The following is a 14,022-nucleotide window of genomic DNA, read 5'->3' on the forward strand; positions in this document are numbered from 1 at the left end:
TTCATTCCAGTTGTTGCGCAGGAAAACGGAGGATTGCATCGAGCCCTGGCTTTCGGTCCTCGAGCACTATGCTGGCGGAATGCAGATCGGCAATTGCCTTCACGAGACTAAGGCCAAGGCCACTACCGGGCGTCGTTCGGCTTTTGTCGAGCCGATAAAGGCGCCGGAACACGAGCTCGCGTTCCCCCGCCGGAATGCCCGGCCCGTCATCCGCAACGGTGGCGCGGAAGCTGCGACCATCCACCGCGAGCTTCATCGTGATCTGTGTTTTTGGGGGGCAGTGGGTGATCGCATTTTCGACCAGATTGACGAAAAGTTGGGTGAGCAACTCACGGTCGCCGACGATCATACAGGGGAGCTTCACTTCGGATATGAACTCCAGCTCCTGATCGTTATCTTCGGCGACGCTGCGATAGACCTCTGACACAGACTGCATGATGTCCATCAGGTCGACGGGTCGGAATCGCGTCTTTCGCGCGCCAGCCTCGATCTGCGATATGCGCAGTAAGGCCTCGAATGTAGTCTTGATCCGATCGCTCTCTTCACGCGCTTCGACGAGACGATCCTGAACATCTTCGCCGCGCTCGCTTTGCTGCATCGCCTGCTCAATCGTCATCCGCAGACGGTTCAGTGGCGTCTTAAGATCATGGGCAATATCAGCGCTGACCTGGCGCATGCCCTCGACTAGCGCCGACAGCCGATCGAGCGCCTCGTTCATGTGCTTGGAGAGGACGTCGATGTCGTCGCCGTTCCCGCTCAGCGGAATTCGTGGAGAAAGATTGCCGTTCGACACCTCGCTCATCGTGCGCGCAATACCCTCCAGCCGATGCTGGGCGCGGTTGGCGAGAAAAGCCCCGCCGCCGAAGGCGAGCGCGACGATCAGAAAGGCACCCCAAGCGAAGCTCGCTAATGCGGTTTCCTCGAGTTCGTCGGTTTCCGTGAAACTATGGCCGAAAACGAGCCGATACTTGCCGACGTCGCCGGCCATTATTCGAAACTGCTTGTCGCCCTTTAGACCCAGGTGAGAGGCGCTAACGCTCGACAGGCCATCATCAACAGACACGATTCCAATATTGCCGGCCAGTCGCTCGCCCTTGTCGTCAAGCAACAAATACACCTGATCCTCGGACCGACTAAGCCTGGCGTAAGTGTTGATGGCCGCTGACAGATCCTCCAGATCGCCGGATGAGTAGGTGGAGGCTACCACCGAATAGGTCTCGCGCACGGAGGCGTCGAGCGCCTCCGACAATTCCCGCTTGAGCATTGCATAAACGATGGTGCCGGTGACGAGGAATGCCAGTACGAAGAGGAAGCCGAACGTGAGCGCCAGACGGAAGGGCGTGCTCCGTAACAATCTAGCGGCGCGCATCAAGGCGATATCCGATATTGCGCACCGTATGGAGCAGCGGAGCGTCGAACGGCTTGTCGATCTTCGCTCTTAGACGGCTGATATGTGTTTCGACGACGCTAGTCTTTGGGTCGAAGTGGAAATCCCACACGCGTTCCAGAAGCATCGTCCGCGTCAGCACCCTGCCTTCTGCCCGCATCAGCACCTCGAGCAATGTGAATTCCCGCGGCTGCAGATCGATCGTCTGCCCCCGGCGGCTGACCTGTCGCTTGACGACGTCCATTTCCAGATCGGCAAATCGAAGAAGCGTTTTCTGATCCTGGACCGGAGGGCGCCGGCAAAGCGCGTTGACACGGGCGAGCAGCTCCGAAAAGGCGAAGGGCTTTGTCAGGTAATCATCTCCGCCCGCCTCAAGTCCTTCCACCCGGTCGTCGACCCCACCGACCGCTGTCAGGAACAACACCGGGGTCTTCACCTTCGCCGCTCGGACCGCCTTGACCAGGGAAAGTCCGTCCAGACCCGGTAGCATTCTATCGACGATCATGACGTCGTACGGCTCACGGCTGGCCTGAAAGAGGGCGTCACGACCGTCCTCGATGACATCGCAGACATGACCCGCTTCGCACAGGCCCCTCAAAATATATTCCGATGTCTTTTGGTCGTCCTCGATGACGAGAATGCGCATTGCCGTCCGACTCCACCGTTATCCTGCCACCGTAAACTCTCTTCGGTGTATAAATCGCGCAACATTGTGTCCCAGACCTGATCGAATTTTTACAAATTCGTAAGGCGGTTCGGGTCAGCCGCAATTCAATGCTCAAAAGACGTTCTTACGAACGGCATCCTGTCGGCAAGAGCACTGTATGGGAGCCTCTCTACAACTGCGGCGCAGAAGGTTCATCCGATCGCTTGGGAATGCCCGGCCCTGTCTCGGACGGTTGGCGTAGCGGCCTGTCGCTCTCCAGTTGGCAAGCCGTCGAAATCGGCCGGGCGCGCGTCCCCGCGCCGCTCCCGCCTGGTGGCCCGGGGCCGAAAAGTGGGTCGGAAGCATCAGCATTGAAGCGTCGGCGTGGCCCCCGCGCGCTCGCATTGCGCCAGGACGGCGGCTGGTTCACCTGCATGCGTAGAGGCATCGCCCAGCCGCACGCGGAGAAAGTAGCGCCTGCGCGCCAATAACAGCCAAGTTTTACATATCCGTATGTTGACGGCCAGGCCTGGGTGAAAGTGCCGTGCAACTTGGGTCGTCGCGGACAGGTGTCCGCAAGCACTCAAGCGGACGAGAGACGAAAATGGTTCAACCAGACATCCCAAACAAGGTCGCAGCGATCACTGGATCCTTCTGGATCGCAAAAATCATCGCGACCACACTAGGCGAAACTGCCGGGGACTTTATCGCCCACACCCTGGGCCTCGGCTATGTTGTTGGATTCTTCGGAACGGTCGCGCTGCTTGTCGGCGTCCTGCTCACGCAGATCCGGTCCAATGCCTTCCACCCGGCCCTGTTCTGGGCCGCGATCGTCGCCACCACCACTACAGGTACTGAAATCTCGGATATGATGGACCGTACGTTCGGGCTCGGCTACGTGCTGGGCTCGACGATCCTGGTCGCCGGTCTGACTATCACCCTGACGCTTTGGTACTGGCGCAAGCGGACGTTGAGCGTCGAGCCCATCCTCGCCAAGGACAGCGAGCTGTTCTTCTGGATCGCAGTGGTCTTCTCCAACAGCCTCGGTACCGCGTTCGGCGATGCTTTGATCGACCCGATTGGCCTGAATTTCATACAGGGCGCCCTGGTATGCGCGGCCCTAATTGCCGTGATCCTGGTGCTCCACTACTTCACCAAGATCAACACCGTCCTCCTCTTCTGGGCGGCCTTCATCTTCACCCGTCCGTTCGGTGCAACCTTCGGCGACTTCCTGGTCAAAGAACACACCCATGGCGGTCTCGAGCTCGGAACGCTTGCGACGTCGCTTGTCGCCTCCGCTCTTCTTGCGGGGGTCGTTTTCATCGGCTCGCGTCGCGAGCGCAAGATGCGGCTCGAGCTTTCGGATGCGAAGGCGTCGTGAGCCTGCTGCGCGAAAGCTATAAACAATCCCAGCAGAACCTGGACCGGCGCCCGCAAGGCGCCGGTCTGATCGTCAGTGGCGGCACGACGGAAACCGCCGCTTACCAGCAGGAGACGAAGCAAAAATACGAGCGCTCGGCATACCAGTTGCGGCGTCGCTTCGTCTTGCTCGTGCTACCGTCACTTGCTGCCGCCCTGATCGGCTTGTTGTTTGCATTCGCGCAGGCGCTCTCAAGCAGCGCCGAATATGCTTATGAATCCCAGGCCGCAGCCTGGCATACTGCTTTGGTCGCAACCGCAGAGCGTGCCGATCCGGCGGCATGGCAGGGACGCCAACTGGGCGCGACCAAGGGCGAGGTGGCGGTGGCGTCTTCGGCCCTGTCAAGGGAAGCCGAGGAAATGAACTGGCTATGCGCCGTCATTCTCGATCCGTCCGGTTCCATTATCGCGGGAACGGCATATCGCGGCTGTCGAAATTTGAGCCTTGGCGAATTGAAGAGCGTAAAGGATGGCTTCTCTCTGTTCCGCGAGCAGGACGGACCGTCGATGTATTGGCTGGCGGCAACCAAGATCCAAGCCAGTGCGAAAGAACCGCCGCTGATCGTCGTCACTGCGGAGGCATCTGCAAATTGGGAACGCGCGCTTTCCACCTACACGTTGCTCTGGCTCGGAGGGGTAGGCTCCGTCTTTGCCATTTCGGTCGGCATGGCCATCCTGTTTGTCTCGAAGGCGCAATCCGAGATCGACCACCGAACCGCAGCGTTGAACGAGGCCCATTCCTCGCTGGCGCGATTCGTTTCGAAGAATGTTAGCCGGCGAGCCGAGGCCTGGTCGAGCAGTCCGCGGCAAATCAACGCGTCGGTGCTGTTCCTCGACATTCGCGACTTTTCGAGCTTTGCCGAAGCGGCGTCGCCGTACGAAGCTGCAGCGCTGGTCTCCGCGGTGGCAAATATCGGCTTCCAGGCTGTCATCGCTCATGGCGGCGATGTCGATCGCCTCCTGGGCGACGGTCTCGTGGCATGGTTCGAGGGCAACGATCGAAGGGAGAATGCCTGGCGAGCGGCGAACGAGATGCTGACCCGGCTGCGCCAGTGTGACTTCCCTCGACAAGTCGGCATTGGCATACACGACGGCTATCTCGTCGAGGCCGAAATCGGAGCTGGCGAGCGGAAGGATGCCACGATCCTCGGAGACACCGTCAACATCGCCGCCGCGCTTTGCGCGGGCGCGCAGCCGTCGGAGTTGATAGTGTCGTTCGAGGTCGGCAGACCGCCAGACGGCCTGTCGTTCGTGGAGACGGCCATGGTGCCTCTGGAAATCAAGGGACACCAACGCGCTGTAAAAGCTCGCCGTCTAAGGCTGCGGTCCGGTTCGCAGTGCGAACGTGAAACGCCAAACGTTGCGAAGCTTACATAATGAAAGGCAGAGGCCAGAGGCGGGCAAACTTTCGGCGGGACGGGCTGTCCCGTTTGCGGGACGGACTTCGCTTCACGTTGCATTGCAGTGCGCGTCGTCGGAAAACGCTATGGAAGTGAACCGCTTGCGCCAGGATCACGCGCCCGCCTAATGGCAGGGTTTGCGCTTCGAATCCTTTCAACTGCCCCGATACTGACAGAGCCTATGGGGGGCATGGGCAATGGCATCAAACGACAGCACTAAACGCTGCGTATCGTTGGCGGGAACAACGATTTATGACGTTCGATGAGCTTCGGGTCTGGCAACTGCGGTAATCGGCTATCCGTTTCTTCTCGACTGAAGTCTATGTTGTAGCCCCACGTGTCGATCAGGTTTATCCAGAGTTCCAGCTTGATTGCGTTTTCCGAAGTGCGTGTGTCGGTGCTGGCCGTCGCTACCCAGCGCAGTGCCATACGATATCAGGCAAGCTAGCATTGCGCAGGTTTAGAAAACTAAGCCTGGAGTGGACCGCTGAACTATGCGTCGGGAGCCGGTTCATCGGACTGGAAAGGAGAACTCGGCTTGCCACCTAACAGCGCATCTCATAGCGTGACGAGGAAAATCATGCTGGAGCTCAACATAATCACACCTGGATCTGCGCGCTTCGCGTCTCGCCCAATGCTTAAAGAGGAGGGTTCTTTTGCGCTACATTCGTCCGAGTTCATTGGAGGACGCCATCGGCCTACTGGTTGAAGCGTCAGGCAAGGCCGCCATTCTGGCCGGTGGAAGCGATCTGCTGGTGAGAATGAAGGGGGGCTTCATCGAACCCGAACTCATCATCGACATCAAAGCTATAGACGCCCTGAGACACATAACTGAAAGCGAGGATGGTTTCGTCATCGGCGCTGCGGTGCCTTGCGCGGTCCTCGGCGAGAATGCAGCGCTCCGGCGGGCGTGGCCCGGCGTGGTGGAAGGCGCCAATCTCATCGGTTCCAAGCAAGTGCAGGGGCGCTGCACCATCGTCGGAAATCTCTGCAACGCATCGCCTGCGGCCGACAGCGTGCCCGCGCTGGTGGCGGCCGGTGCAAAGGCTCTGATCAGGGGGCCGGCCGGCTCCCGCACGATCGCTGTCGAAATGGTGCCGGTCGGGCCGGGCAAGACGTCGCTTGCGCCCGGCGAGATCATCGAGGCCATTCTGCTCGACAAGCGCCAGCCGCGTTCGGGCGACGCCTATCAACGGTTCACGCCACGTACCGAGATGGATATTGCGGTCGTCAGTGCCGCGGTGAATCTCACTCTTGATGACCAGGGTGTCGTCCAGTCGGCGCGCGTCGCGCTTGGCGCGGTGGCGCCGACGGTGCTTCTGGTCGAGGAAGCGGCCGAAATCCTCACTGGTTCCCGCGTCGACGACAAGACGCTTGACCGCCTGGCCGCGGCCTGTTCAGGCGCCTGTCGTTCCATAGACGACAAGCGGGGCACTGTGGAATTCCGAAGGAAAGTCGCGGGAGTGCTGGCCAAGCGGGTCGCACTGGCCGCCTATCAGCGTGCAGGACAGAAATGATGGTAGGCATAGCAGTTTCAACGAACATCAATGGCGACAACGCCGAGTTTCTCTGTCACGCCGACGAGACGCTGCTTGACGTATTGCGTGATCGCCTGGGGCTCATGGGAGCGAAGGAAGGCTGCGGCACGGGCGACTGCGGCGCCTGCAGCATCATTCTCGACGATCGCCTGGTCTGCTCCTGTCTCGTGCTTGGGGCAGAGGCGGAAGGCCGGCGCATCGAGACCGTCGAGGGCATGGCACAGGGTGACCAGCTTCATCCGCTGCAACAAAAGTTCCTCGAGCATGCCGCCTTGCAATGTGGCATCTGCACACCCGGCTTCCTCATTGCCGCAAAGGATCTGCTGGCGAAGAATCCGGATCCGACCGAAGAGGAAATACGCTTCGGCCTTGCCGGAAATCTCTGTCGTTGCACCGGCTACGACAAGATCGTGCGCGCCGTTCAGGACGCAGCAGGCGTGATGAGAGGAGCTTGACCATGAATTTTGATCCCAGCCACTCGAAACGCAGCTTCTCCTCCGTGGGCACCCGACCCATCCGGCCGGATGGAGTCGACAAGGTGACGGGCCGCGCGCGCTACGGCGCGGACTTCAACATGCCCGGCCAGTTGGTCGGACGGATTTTGCGCAGCCCGCACGCTCATGCCATCATTCGCAAGATCGACACGTCAAAGGCCGCGCAACTTCCTGGCGTTAAGGCGGTTTTGACGGCGGCGGACCTGCCCGACCTCACCAATGGTGATGCGGCGATGTATGACATTCTCGACAACTGCATGGCGCGCAAGAAGGCGCTCTACGACGGTCACGCCGTGGCCGCCGTGGCAGCAATCGATGCGCGAACCGCCAAGCAGGCGCTCAAGCTCATCGAGGTCGAGTATGAACTCCTGCCGCACGTTACCGATGTTGACCAGGCGTTCGCGCCGGATGCTCCGCTCATCAACGACACGATCTTCACAACGGGCGTTGATCCCAAGCCGGATCGCCCTTCGAATGTCTCGATGCGGAGCCAGTTCGGGCATGGCGACGTCGACGCCGGTATGGCAAGGGCCGATTTCGTGGTCGAACGGACATTCAAGACCGAACAGACTCATCAGGGCTACATCGAACCTCACGCCTGCGTCGCCAATGTCTGTTCGGACGGCACAGCGGACCTGTGGGTTTGCACCCAGGGCCACTTTGTCTATCGCCAGCACTGCGCAGAACTGCTCGGCATGGATGCTTCCAAGCTGCGCGTGACGTCGTCGGAAATCGGCGGCGGCTTCGGCGGCAAGACCCATGTCTGGGCCGAGCCTGTCGCGCTTGCACTGTCGCGCAAGGCCGGGAGGCCGGTCAAGCTGGTGATGACGCGTGACGAGGTGTTTCGCGCCTCCGGCCCGACAAGCGCCACGTCGATCGACGTGAAGATCGGCGCATTGAAGGACGGAACGATCATCGCCGCCGATGCGACGCTGCGCTATTCCTGCGGCCCCTATGCCGGAGCATGGGCTGAGGTTGGCGCCATGACCGCATTCGCCTGCTACAAGCTCGAGAATGTCAGGACGGTCGGCTATGAGGTGCTGGTGAACCGGCCGAAGACCGCGGCATATCGCGCGCCTTCGGCGCCGATGGCGGCGTTTGCAGTGGAAAGCGCCATCGACGAACTTGCCAAGAAGGTCGGCATGGATCCGGTCGATTTCCGGATCCGGAACGCGGCACAGGAAGGGACCAAGGCATCCTACGGTCCAGTCTACGGCCCGATCGGCATCGGGCCGACACTGGAGGCCGTGAAGAACCATCCTCACATGAAGGCACCCCTTGGCAAGAACCAGGGGCGCGGCATGGCATGTGGGTTCTGGTTCAACTTCGGGGGCCAGACGTGTACCGATCTCAACATCGGTATAGATGGCACAGTATCGCTCGCGGTTGGCACGGTGGATGTGGGCGGTTCGCGCGCATCGCTGTCGCTGGTGGCCGCAGAGGAGCTCGGGATCGACTATTCGCAGGTCAGAACGGTGATCGCCGACACGTCCACTCTCGGCTACAATGACATGACCGATGGCAGCCGAGGAACGTTCTCGTCGTCGATGGCCACCATTTCTGCTGCCCGCAACGCTATCAAGATTCTCCGAGAGCGTGCGGCACAGATGTGGGACATTCCGGTCGAGGACGTGACCTGGGAAAAGGGCCATGCCGTCGCCAAGGGCGAGACGCACGGAAACCTTCCGAAACTGTCTCTGAAGGAGATTGCCGCGGCATCGGGCACCACGGGCGGCCCGATTGCGGGGCACAGCGAGATCGTCGCCGACGGCGCCGGCGTATCCTTTGCCACCCATATCTGCGATATCGAGGTCGACCCGGAAACCGGGGCCACCAAGGTGCTGCGCTACACCGTGGTGCAGGATGCCGGCAAAGCCGTGCATCCGACCTATGTCGAAGGACAGTACCAGGGTGGCGCCGCGCAGGGCATCGGCTGGGCACTCAACGAAGAATATATCTACGGCAAAGACGGCCGGCTGCAAAATGCGGGCTTCCTCGACTACCGTATCCCGGTGTGTTCGGATCTGCCTATGATAGACACGCAGATCTTGGAGATACCCAACCCCAATCATCCCTATGGGGTTCGCGGCGTCGGGGAAACGTCCATCGTCCCTCCGCTTGCAGCGGTGGCCAATGCCGTGTCCAATGCGGTCGGCGTGCGAATGCTGCATATTCCCATGTCGCCGCCGCGGATCCTGGCAGCGCTCGAAGCGTAAGGAGGTGCGATGGTCGAGGTGACGCTCTGGGGCTCTCTCGCCGCGGCAGCTGAGGGCAACAGCAAGATCGAGATCGAGGCAAAGAATATCAGGGAACTGTTCGAGAGGTTGAGCGAACGGTTCCCTCGGCTCGAGCCGCTCATGACACGAGGGATCGCAGTCGCAATTGACGGAACGATCTATCGGGACACCTGGTCGAAGGAACTGCCGACGGGCGCGGAAATCTATTTGCTGCCGAGACTGGCAGGCGGTTGAAGGCGGGTCGCGAGAGCGCCCGTGTAGACGCACTGTTTCGACGAGGCAATGCGCATCTCACCGTGATCGTCGTGCTGCTGTCGCTTGGCACTTAAATTGGTTCTTCCTCACTTTGTGTGGTTCACGCGCCGTTAGACATGATGCCGCCATAGGCGGGTATGCGAACGAAAATGAAATGGTCGCCCGGCTCAGGGGCAATAGTTCTGGGTGTTGCGCTCACAGATGATGATGGTTGGGTTGTTTCCGCTGCCGGGCCAGCTTTTGGCATTTGCCCTGATTGCGGACGGCGGACCCGAAATTGGCATGGCTGGTCCGACCGAAGCCTCCAAGATCTGCCGGTCCAGGGCAAAACCGTAACGGTGAAGCTTCGGTTGAGCCGCTGGCGGTGCGCGCATCAGAAATGTGAATGACAAACGTTCACCGACCGGCTGCCGACGATTGCCTCCCCTTATGCGCGCCGGACAAGGCGGGTCTCCGAGATTGTCGGTCTGCTCGGCCATAGCGCCGGCGGCCGTCCCGGCGAGCGCTTGATGCGACGGCTCGGCATGCCGGTCAGCGACGACACGATCCTGCGGCAACTGAAGCGGGATGCCGCGCTCGCTCATCGCGACGCCACGATCCGGGTTGTTGGCATAGATGATTGGAGCTGGCGGCGATCGTGGCGCTACGGCACGATGATCGTCGACCTGGAGCGCCGTTCGGTCGTCGACATCCTTGGCGCTGATGCAGCAAAATCTGGACGCGCCACTCTCCGTTGCCGAGATGGCAAGACATCTGAACGTCGGCAAACGATCTCTCGAACGGCATTTCAGGCAGGCACTTGGAATCTCGCCTCTCTCCGCGTTCATCGCAATGCGGCTCTCGCTCGCGCGGCACATGCTGGAAAACACCGGCAAGTCGATTGCGATGATCGCAGTGGAAAGCGGCTTTTGTGATGCCTCGCACCTCAGTCGGATGTTCCGGAGGCGGTTCTCCAGTACACCACAGTATTTCCGCGCATCCATACGCCGATCAGCAAATGGCAAATCACCCGGTTAAACGTCGATATTGCGTCTGATTCTTGCGCCGGCGCATGACGGGCCGTTTTACCGCAGCCGCCGAAACGGGGCCAGCGACGTTCCCTTCCGCAGGTAGTTTATTCCTCGTACGGGCATCGGCGCTTTGCCAGCGCCGGCGCGATAGCAATCCTCATTCCAGGCGCATCCATGACGCATTCCGCGTGCTGCTCGGCGCATATGAGGTCATCTTTCTGACGTGTCCGATCCAATATCGCGCATCCTCACGCCTCGACAACAGATAGGCAGATCATGACGAACATCGCGCAGATGCAGGAACAGCGACTGAAGGCACTCGAACTGACGAGGAATGGTGCGCCGAAGTTGCCGTCCAATCCGTTTTTCGGCGTCGGCCCGATCACCGATGCGACCACCGACGAAGTGGACAGCCGCCTGCGGCGCATCGCCTTCGACGCCTGGATCGAGAATACCTATCGCAAATTCGACGACAGGGGCAACGACATCGGCGGCTTCACCACTGCCGAGATTTCGCGGAGCATGCACCGCGGCTATCCGGCAGACAAGATCCTGACCGACATGATGCGGGCGATCCATCGCTATTTCGGCTTTCCGAAGACAAACCGTATGGCCGTCGGGCTCGGCGGTGGCCACAGCGGCTTCACCGTCTGCGTCCAGCATCTGATGAACGCGAACGACACTTCGCAACGCATATATGTCGACACCCCGCAGCCGGAGAGCGATCCGTCCAAGGCCGCCGGGTTCTTCCGCCAGTCCTGGGCCACACAGCTGATCGAGATGCAGCGCTTTGCCGAAAAGGGCTGCGAGAGCCGAATCCATTTCGCCGTTTCCGAAGGCGTGATCCCCACGGCCGCGGAGCTCTCCGGCCTCGGCGTCTCTATCTTCGTCGGTGTCGGTCACGAGACGACTGGCGCCAATACCTATACCAGTCGCGAGATCAGCGAACTCTTGAGCTGGCTGGACGGCGACCCGGCAAACCGCCATGCGGTGTTCGATGCTACCTCGATGCTCGGCGCCATGCCGTGGGAGCCCGAACTGGTCGAAGCCGTGATGGCGAAGTGCTGCCTTTTCATGCCGTTCCAGAAGGCGATCGGCGGGATTTCGGGCTATTTTGTCGCCTCCTTCACGCCGCATGCCCTGGCATTGATCGAGAAGAACCAGCAGGATCCCGCCTGGGCAATTCCGCGCCAGTTGAAGATCGCTCCGCCGATCGATCCGAGGCAGCCGTTTTCGGCCAAGCGCTCTGTTGATGCCGGGCCGTTCTACGATGCCGCCGAAGACCGCATGCTTGGCGGCGTCATCAACACTTACAGCGCGCTTGCCTTTGCCGAGACCACCTTCGGCCTCTTGCAGTCGGAGGCCCGGGTCGGGTCGGTCGTCGATCTCAACCGCCGCTCTGCCAAAAATCGCAAGGTGATCGACGAGTGGGTCGCATCGCATCCGCTATTGTCGCTGACGGTCACCGATGCCGAACGGCGCGGCGCGGCAGTGACGCTGCTCAAGGTCGAGGACCCAGGCATTACCGATCCAGACATCCACGCCCGCATCATCGCCCGTTCGAAGCAACTGCTCGGGTATGAGGGAATTACTCATCCGAACGGCGAATACGAGCCCGGCCTCGATGCGGCCCGCTACGTCAATGCCTTCCCGGGCACGCCCGGCGACTACCGCGCCTGGGTCGGCGGCATCCGCGAGCCGGAAGATGTCGTCGCGCTGCTGGAAAATCTGCAATACGCCTATCTGCGTGCCAAGATCGTCGTTCTCGAAGAGGAGTTGGCGAAGCAGGGCGTCACTTTCGAGGCTCCGGCGAAGGCCGACGGGCCCGTCCGCAAGGACGATCCCGAGCGCGCCTATACAGTGCTGATCGCCGATCTGGTCGGCCTGCGCTTCGGCGCTGACGGCCAGCCGGATCACAGCGAGATCAAGGCTTACATCGAGGACAAGGGCGGCGTCTTCCATGTCGGGCCGCTCGGCGACCGGTCCGCGCTCGAGAAGGGGCGCATCCACTTCTTCTACCAGCCGAACCTCAGCACGGAGGCGGAGATCCTACCGCAGACCGATAAGGGGCAGTACGATGCGCTGATCGCGGCGGCGTCATTCATTCCGAAGGCCTCCATATTCCCGCTCGGTGGCGTGCGCATCGGTGCAGGCACCGGCAATATGGGCTCGGCCTCCTGGGGCGGCGGTAACGGCGAGGGCGGCGAGGCGCCGCTCATGAACACGCCGGGCATCAACAGCCGCGCGACCGCCCAGATGGCAATGAAGGCGATCCTGAAGGTCGTTCCAGACCTGCCGGTCGACAGGCTGCACCGGATGGTCGCCGGGGGCGACTTCGATACCGGCCGCCAGCTCAAGGATTTTCCGACTGCCAAGCTCGAGGGCCGGAAGATTGCCATTCTCGGCTACGGCAACATCGGCCGCGAAGTGGCCAAGCTCGCCAAGGCCTTCGGCATGAAGGTGGCGATCTACGCGCGCGAGCATCACAAGCGCTGGATCGACGCGGAAGGGTTCGAATATGCCGCAAGTCCGGTCGCAGCGGCGACCGATGCGGACGTGCTCTCCGTCCATATCGGCCTTGGCCGCCTGGACGCGGCGACCGGCGTCTATTCCAACGCCGGAACCGTCGATGCGAAGGTGCTCGGCGCGATGAATGACGGCGCGGTGCTGGTCAACTACGACCGCGGCGAGGTGGTCGATGTCACCGCCCTCGATGAGGCGCTGTCCTCCGGCAAGATCGCGCATGCGGCGATCGACGCCGACCTCTTCAAGGACGCGGCGACCGGCAGGCTCAGCGGACCGATGCTTCCCTATCTGCCGCTCGAAGAGCGCCACAAGGGCAAGCTGGAGCTGCTGCCGCATGCGGCCGCTGACACCGACCATCCCTCGCGGGTGACCGGTGCGAAGCAGGCGGTCGATCAGGTCTTCGACGTCATCCGCTTCAAGTCGGTCACCAATCTCAAGGGCGACCTTCCAGAGGGCTACGTGTCAGCCGGCAGCCGCACGCCCGCTGGCATCGGCCGAGTGACGAAGGGGGTGATCACCGAGGTCGGCGGCAAGGCGGAGCTCCTGGGGGAACTGCGGCAAACGTCGGAAAAGGTCGCGGCGATCCTGGGCGCGCTCTCTGGCGTTTCTGATCCGAACCACCGCGGCCGGATGATCGATCGCTATACCGGCCTTCTCGTGGAAAGTGTCGACCGGCAGCGGGCGCTGTTAGAGCAGCTCGGTCTCTACGGGCCGGCGGAGGAGTAACACCCGTTGAACCCCCCGACGAGCGCCGCCGGTTTAGGACCTCGCTTTTTGATGCCGCCGTCGCCGCTGCCGACCCGGCAAAGGTGATCGCCGCCGGCGTGCCGCTGCGGCTCCTGCCGCCGGAAGAGCCAACGTGGCCCAAAAACTTATTGCTGAGGAACGGGACTCGCGAATCGAGAACAGTCCTCCGTGATGCGAGAGATGCTTTACCGGCAATTGTCCGGGTGATTCCGTCAGCGGCGGCGTGAGAGGGGGCGATGCGCCGTTCCCCTTGGCGCATCGTACGAGAATATTGTCAAAGCCGCCGTCGCATTAATGCCTGCCGTGACGATCAGAACGATGCAATTTGTAGGGGTATAAAGGGGCACCCTATTCCGCTGTATC

At 61.3% G+C, this 14,022-nt stretch carries 10 protein-coding genes and 1 pseudogene; 9 read left to right on the plus strand and 2 right to left on the minus strand.

The window, feature by feature from the left end; all coding sequences use genetic code 11:
* Position 1: 1 nt before the first annotated feature.
* Both AYK65_RS22305 and AYK65_RS22310 read right to left on the minus strand, forming a co-directional pair.
* Entirely contained in the window at positions 2–1,249 is a 1,248-nt protein-coding gene (locus AYK65_RS22305) for a HAMP domain-containing sensor histidine kinase (RefSeq protein WP_338031455.1), read from the minus strand.
* A gap of 106 nt (positions 1,250–1,355) precedes the next feature.
* Complete coding sequence (locus tag AYK65_RS22310) at positions 1,356–2,033, minus strand: winged helix-turn-helix domain-containing protein (protein WP_081160847.1); 678 nt, start codon at positions 2,031–2,033, stop codon at positions 1,356–1,358.
* Positions 2,034–2,637: 604 nt separating this feature from the next.
* On the opposite strand from AYK65_RS22310, the gene AYK65_RS22315 reads away from it, so the two are divergent.
* The 9 genes and pseudogenes from AYK65_RS22315 (at position 2,638) to AYK65_RS22355 (ending at position 13,638) form a co-directional block, all read left to right on the plus strand.
* Complete coding sequence (locus AYK65_RS22315; protein ID WP_081160850.1) at positions 2,638–3,414, plus strand: COG4705 family protein; 777 nt, start codon at positions 2,638–2,640, stop codon at positions 3,412–3,414.
* A complete protein-coding gene (locus AYK65_RS22320; RefSeq protein ID WP_081160852.1) occupies positions 3,411–4,829 on the plus strand; it encodes an adenylate/guanylate cyclase domain-containing protein in 1,419 nt (472 codons plus the stop codon). Before AYK65_RS22315 ends, AYK65_RS22320 begins: the two co-directional genes overlap by 4 nt.
* A gap of 679 nt (positions 4,830–5,508) precedes the next feature.
* Positions 5,509–6,369, plus strand: a complete 861-nt coding sequence (locus tag AYK65_RS22325; RefSeq protein ID WP_081160855.1) for an FAD binding domain-containing protein — start codon at positions 5,509–5,511, stop codon at positions 6,367–6,369.
* A complete protein-coding gene (locus tag AYK65_RS22330; RefSeq protein WP_081160900.1) occupies positions 6,369–6,845 on the plus strand; it encodes a (2Fe-2S)-binding protein in 477 nt (158 codons plus the stop codon). Before AYK65_RS22325 ends, AYK65_RS22330 begins: the two co-directional genes overlap by 1 nt.
* 2 nt (positions 6,846–6,847) lie before the next feature.
* Positions 6,848–9,100, plus strand: coding sequence for a xanthine dehydrogenase family protein molybdopterin-binding subunit (locus AYK65_RS22335; protein WP_081160858.1), 2,253 nt, complete (start codon positions 6,848–6,850; stop codon positions 9,098–9,100).
* Between the two features lie 9 nt (positions 9,101–9,109).
* Positions 9,110–9,355 (plus strand): MoaD/ThiS family protein, encoded by a 246-nt coding sequence (locus AYK65_RS22340; protein ID WP_081160860.1) that lies wholly within the window; start codon positions 9,110–9,112, stop codon positions 9,353–9,355.
* Between the two features lie 158 nt (positions 9,356–9,513).
* A pseudogene (locus AYK65_RS22345) lies at positions 9,514–10,110 on the plus strand (transposase family protein); the annotation flags it as partial.
* Positions 10,111–10,117: 7 nt separating this feature from the next.
* Positions 10,118–10,393, plus strand: coding sequence for a helix-turn-helix domain-containing protein (locus AYK65_RS22350; protein ID WP_420810263.1), 276 nt, complete (start codon positions 10,118–10,120; stop codon positions 10,391–10,393).
* 269 nt (positions 10,394–10,662) lie between these two features.
* Positions 10,663–13,638: an NAD(P)-dependent oxidoreductase gene (locus AYK65_RS22355; RefSeq protein WP_081160863.1), complete on the plus strand. Its 2,976-nt coding sequence runs from the start codon at positions 10,663–10,665 to the stop codon at positions 13,636–13,638.
* Positions 13,639–14,022: the final 384 nt, after the last annotated feature.

It is taken from the genome of Ensifer aridi (assembly GCF_002078505.1).
Lineage (GTDB): Bacteria > Pseudomonadota > Alphaproteobacteria > Rhizobiales > Rhizobiaceae > Sinorhizobium > Sinorhizobium aridi.

Bases quoted from the DNA above. Each gene is read 5' to 3' on its own strand.
- AYK65_RS22310 (WP_081160847.1), bottom strand. From the start codon at position 2,033: ATGCGCATTCTCGTCATCGAGGACGACCAAAAGACATCGGAATATATT.
- AYK65_RS22315 (WP_081160850.1), top strand. From the start codon at position 2,638: ATGGTTCAACCAGACATCCCAAACAAGGTCGCAGCGATCACTGGATCC.
- AYK65_RS22330 (WP_081160900.1), top strand. From the start codon at position 6,369: ATGGTAGGCATAGCAGTTTCAACGAACATCAATGGCGACAACGCCGAG.
- AYK65_RS22335 (WP_081160858.1), top strand. From the start codon at position 6,848: ATGAATTTTGATCCCAGCCACTCGAAACGCAGCTTCTCCTCCGTGGGC.
- AYK65_RS22340 (WP_081160860.1), top strand. From the start codon at position 9,110: ATGGTCGAGGTGACGCTCTGGGGCTCTCTCGCCGCGGCAGCTGAGGGC.
- AYK65_RS22350 (WP_420810263.1), top strand. From the start codon at position 10,118: ATGGCAAGACATCTGAACGTCGGCAAACGATCTCTCGAACGGCATTTC.
- AYK65_RS22355 (WP_081160863.1), top strand. From the start codon at position 10,663: ATGACGAACATCGCGCAGATGCAGGAACAGCGACTGAAGGCACTCGAA.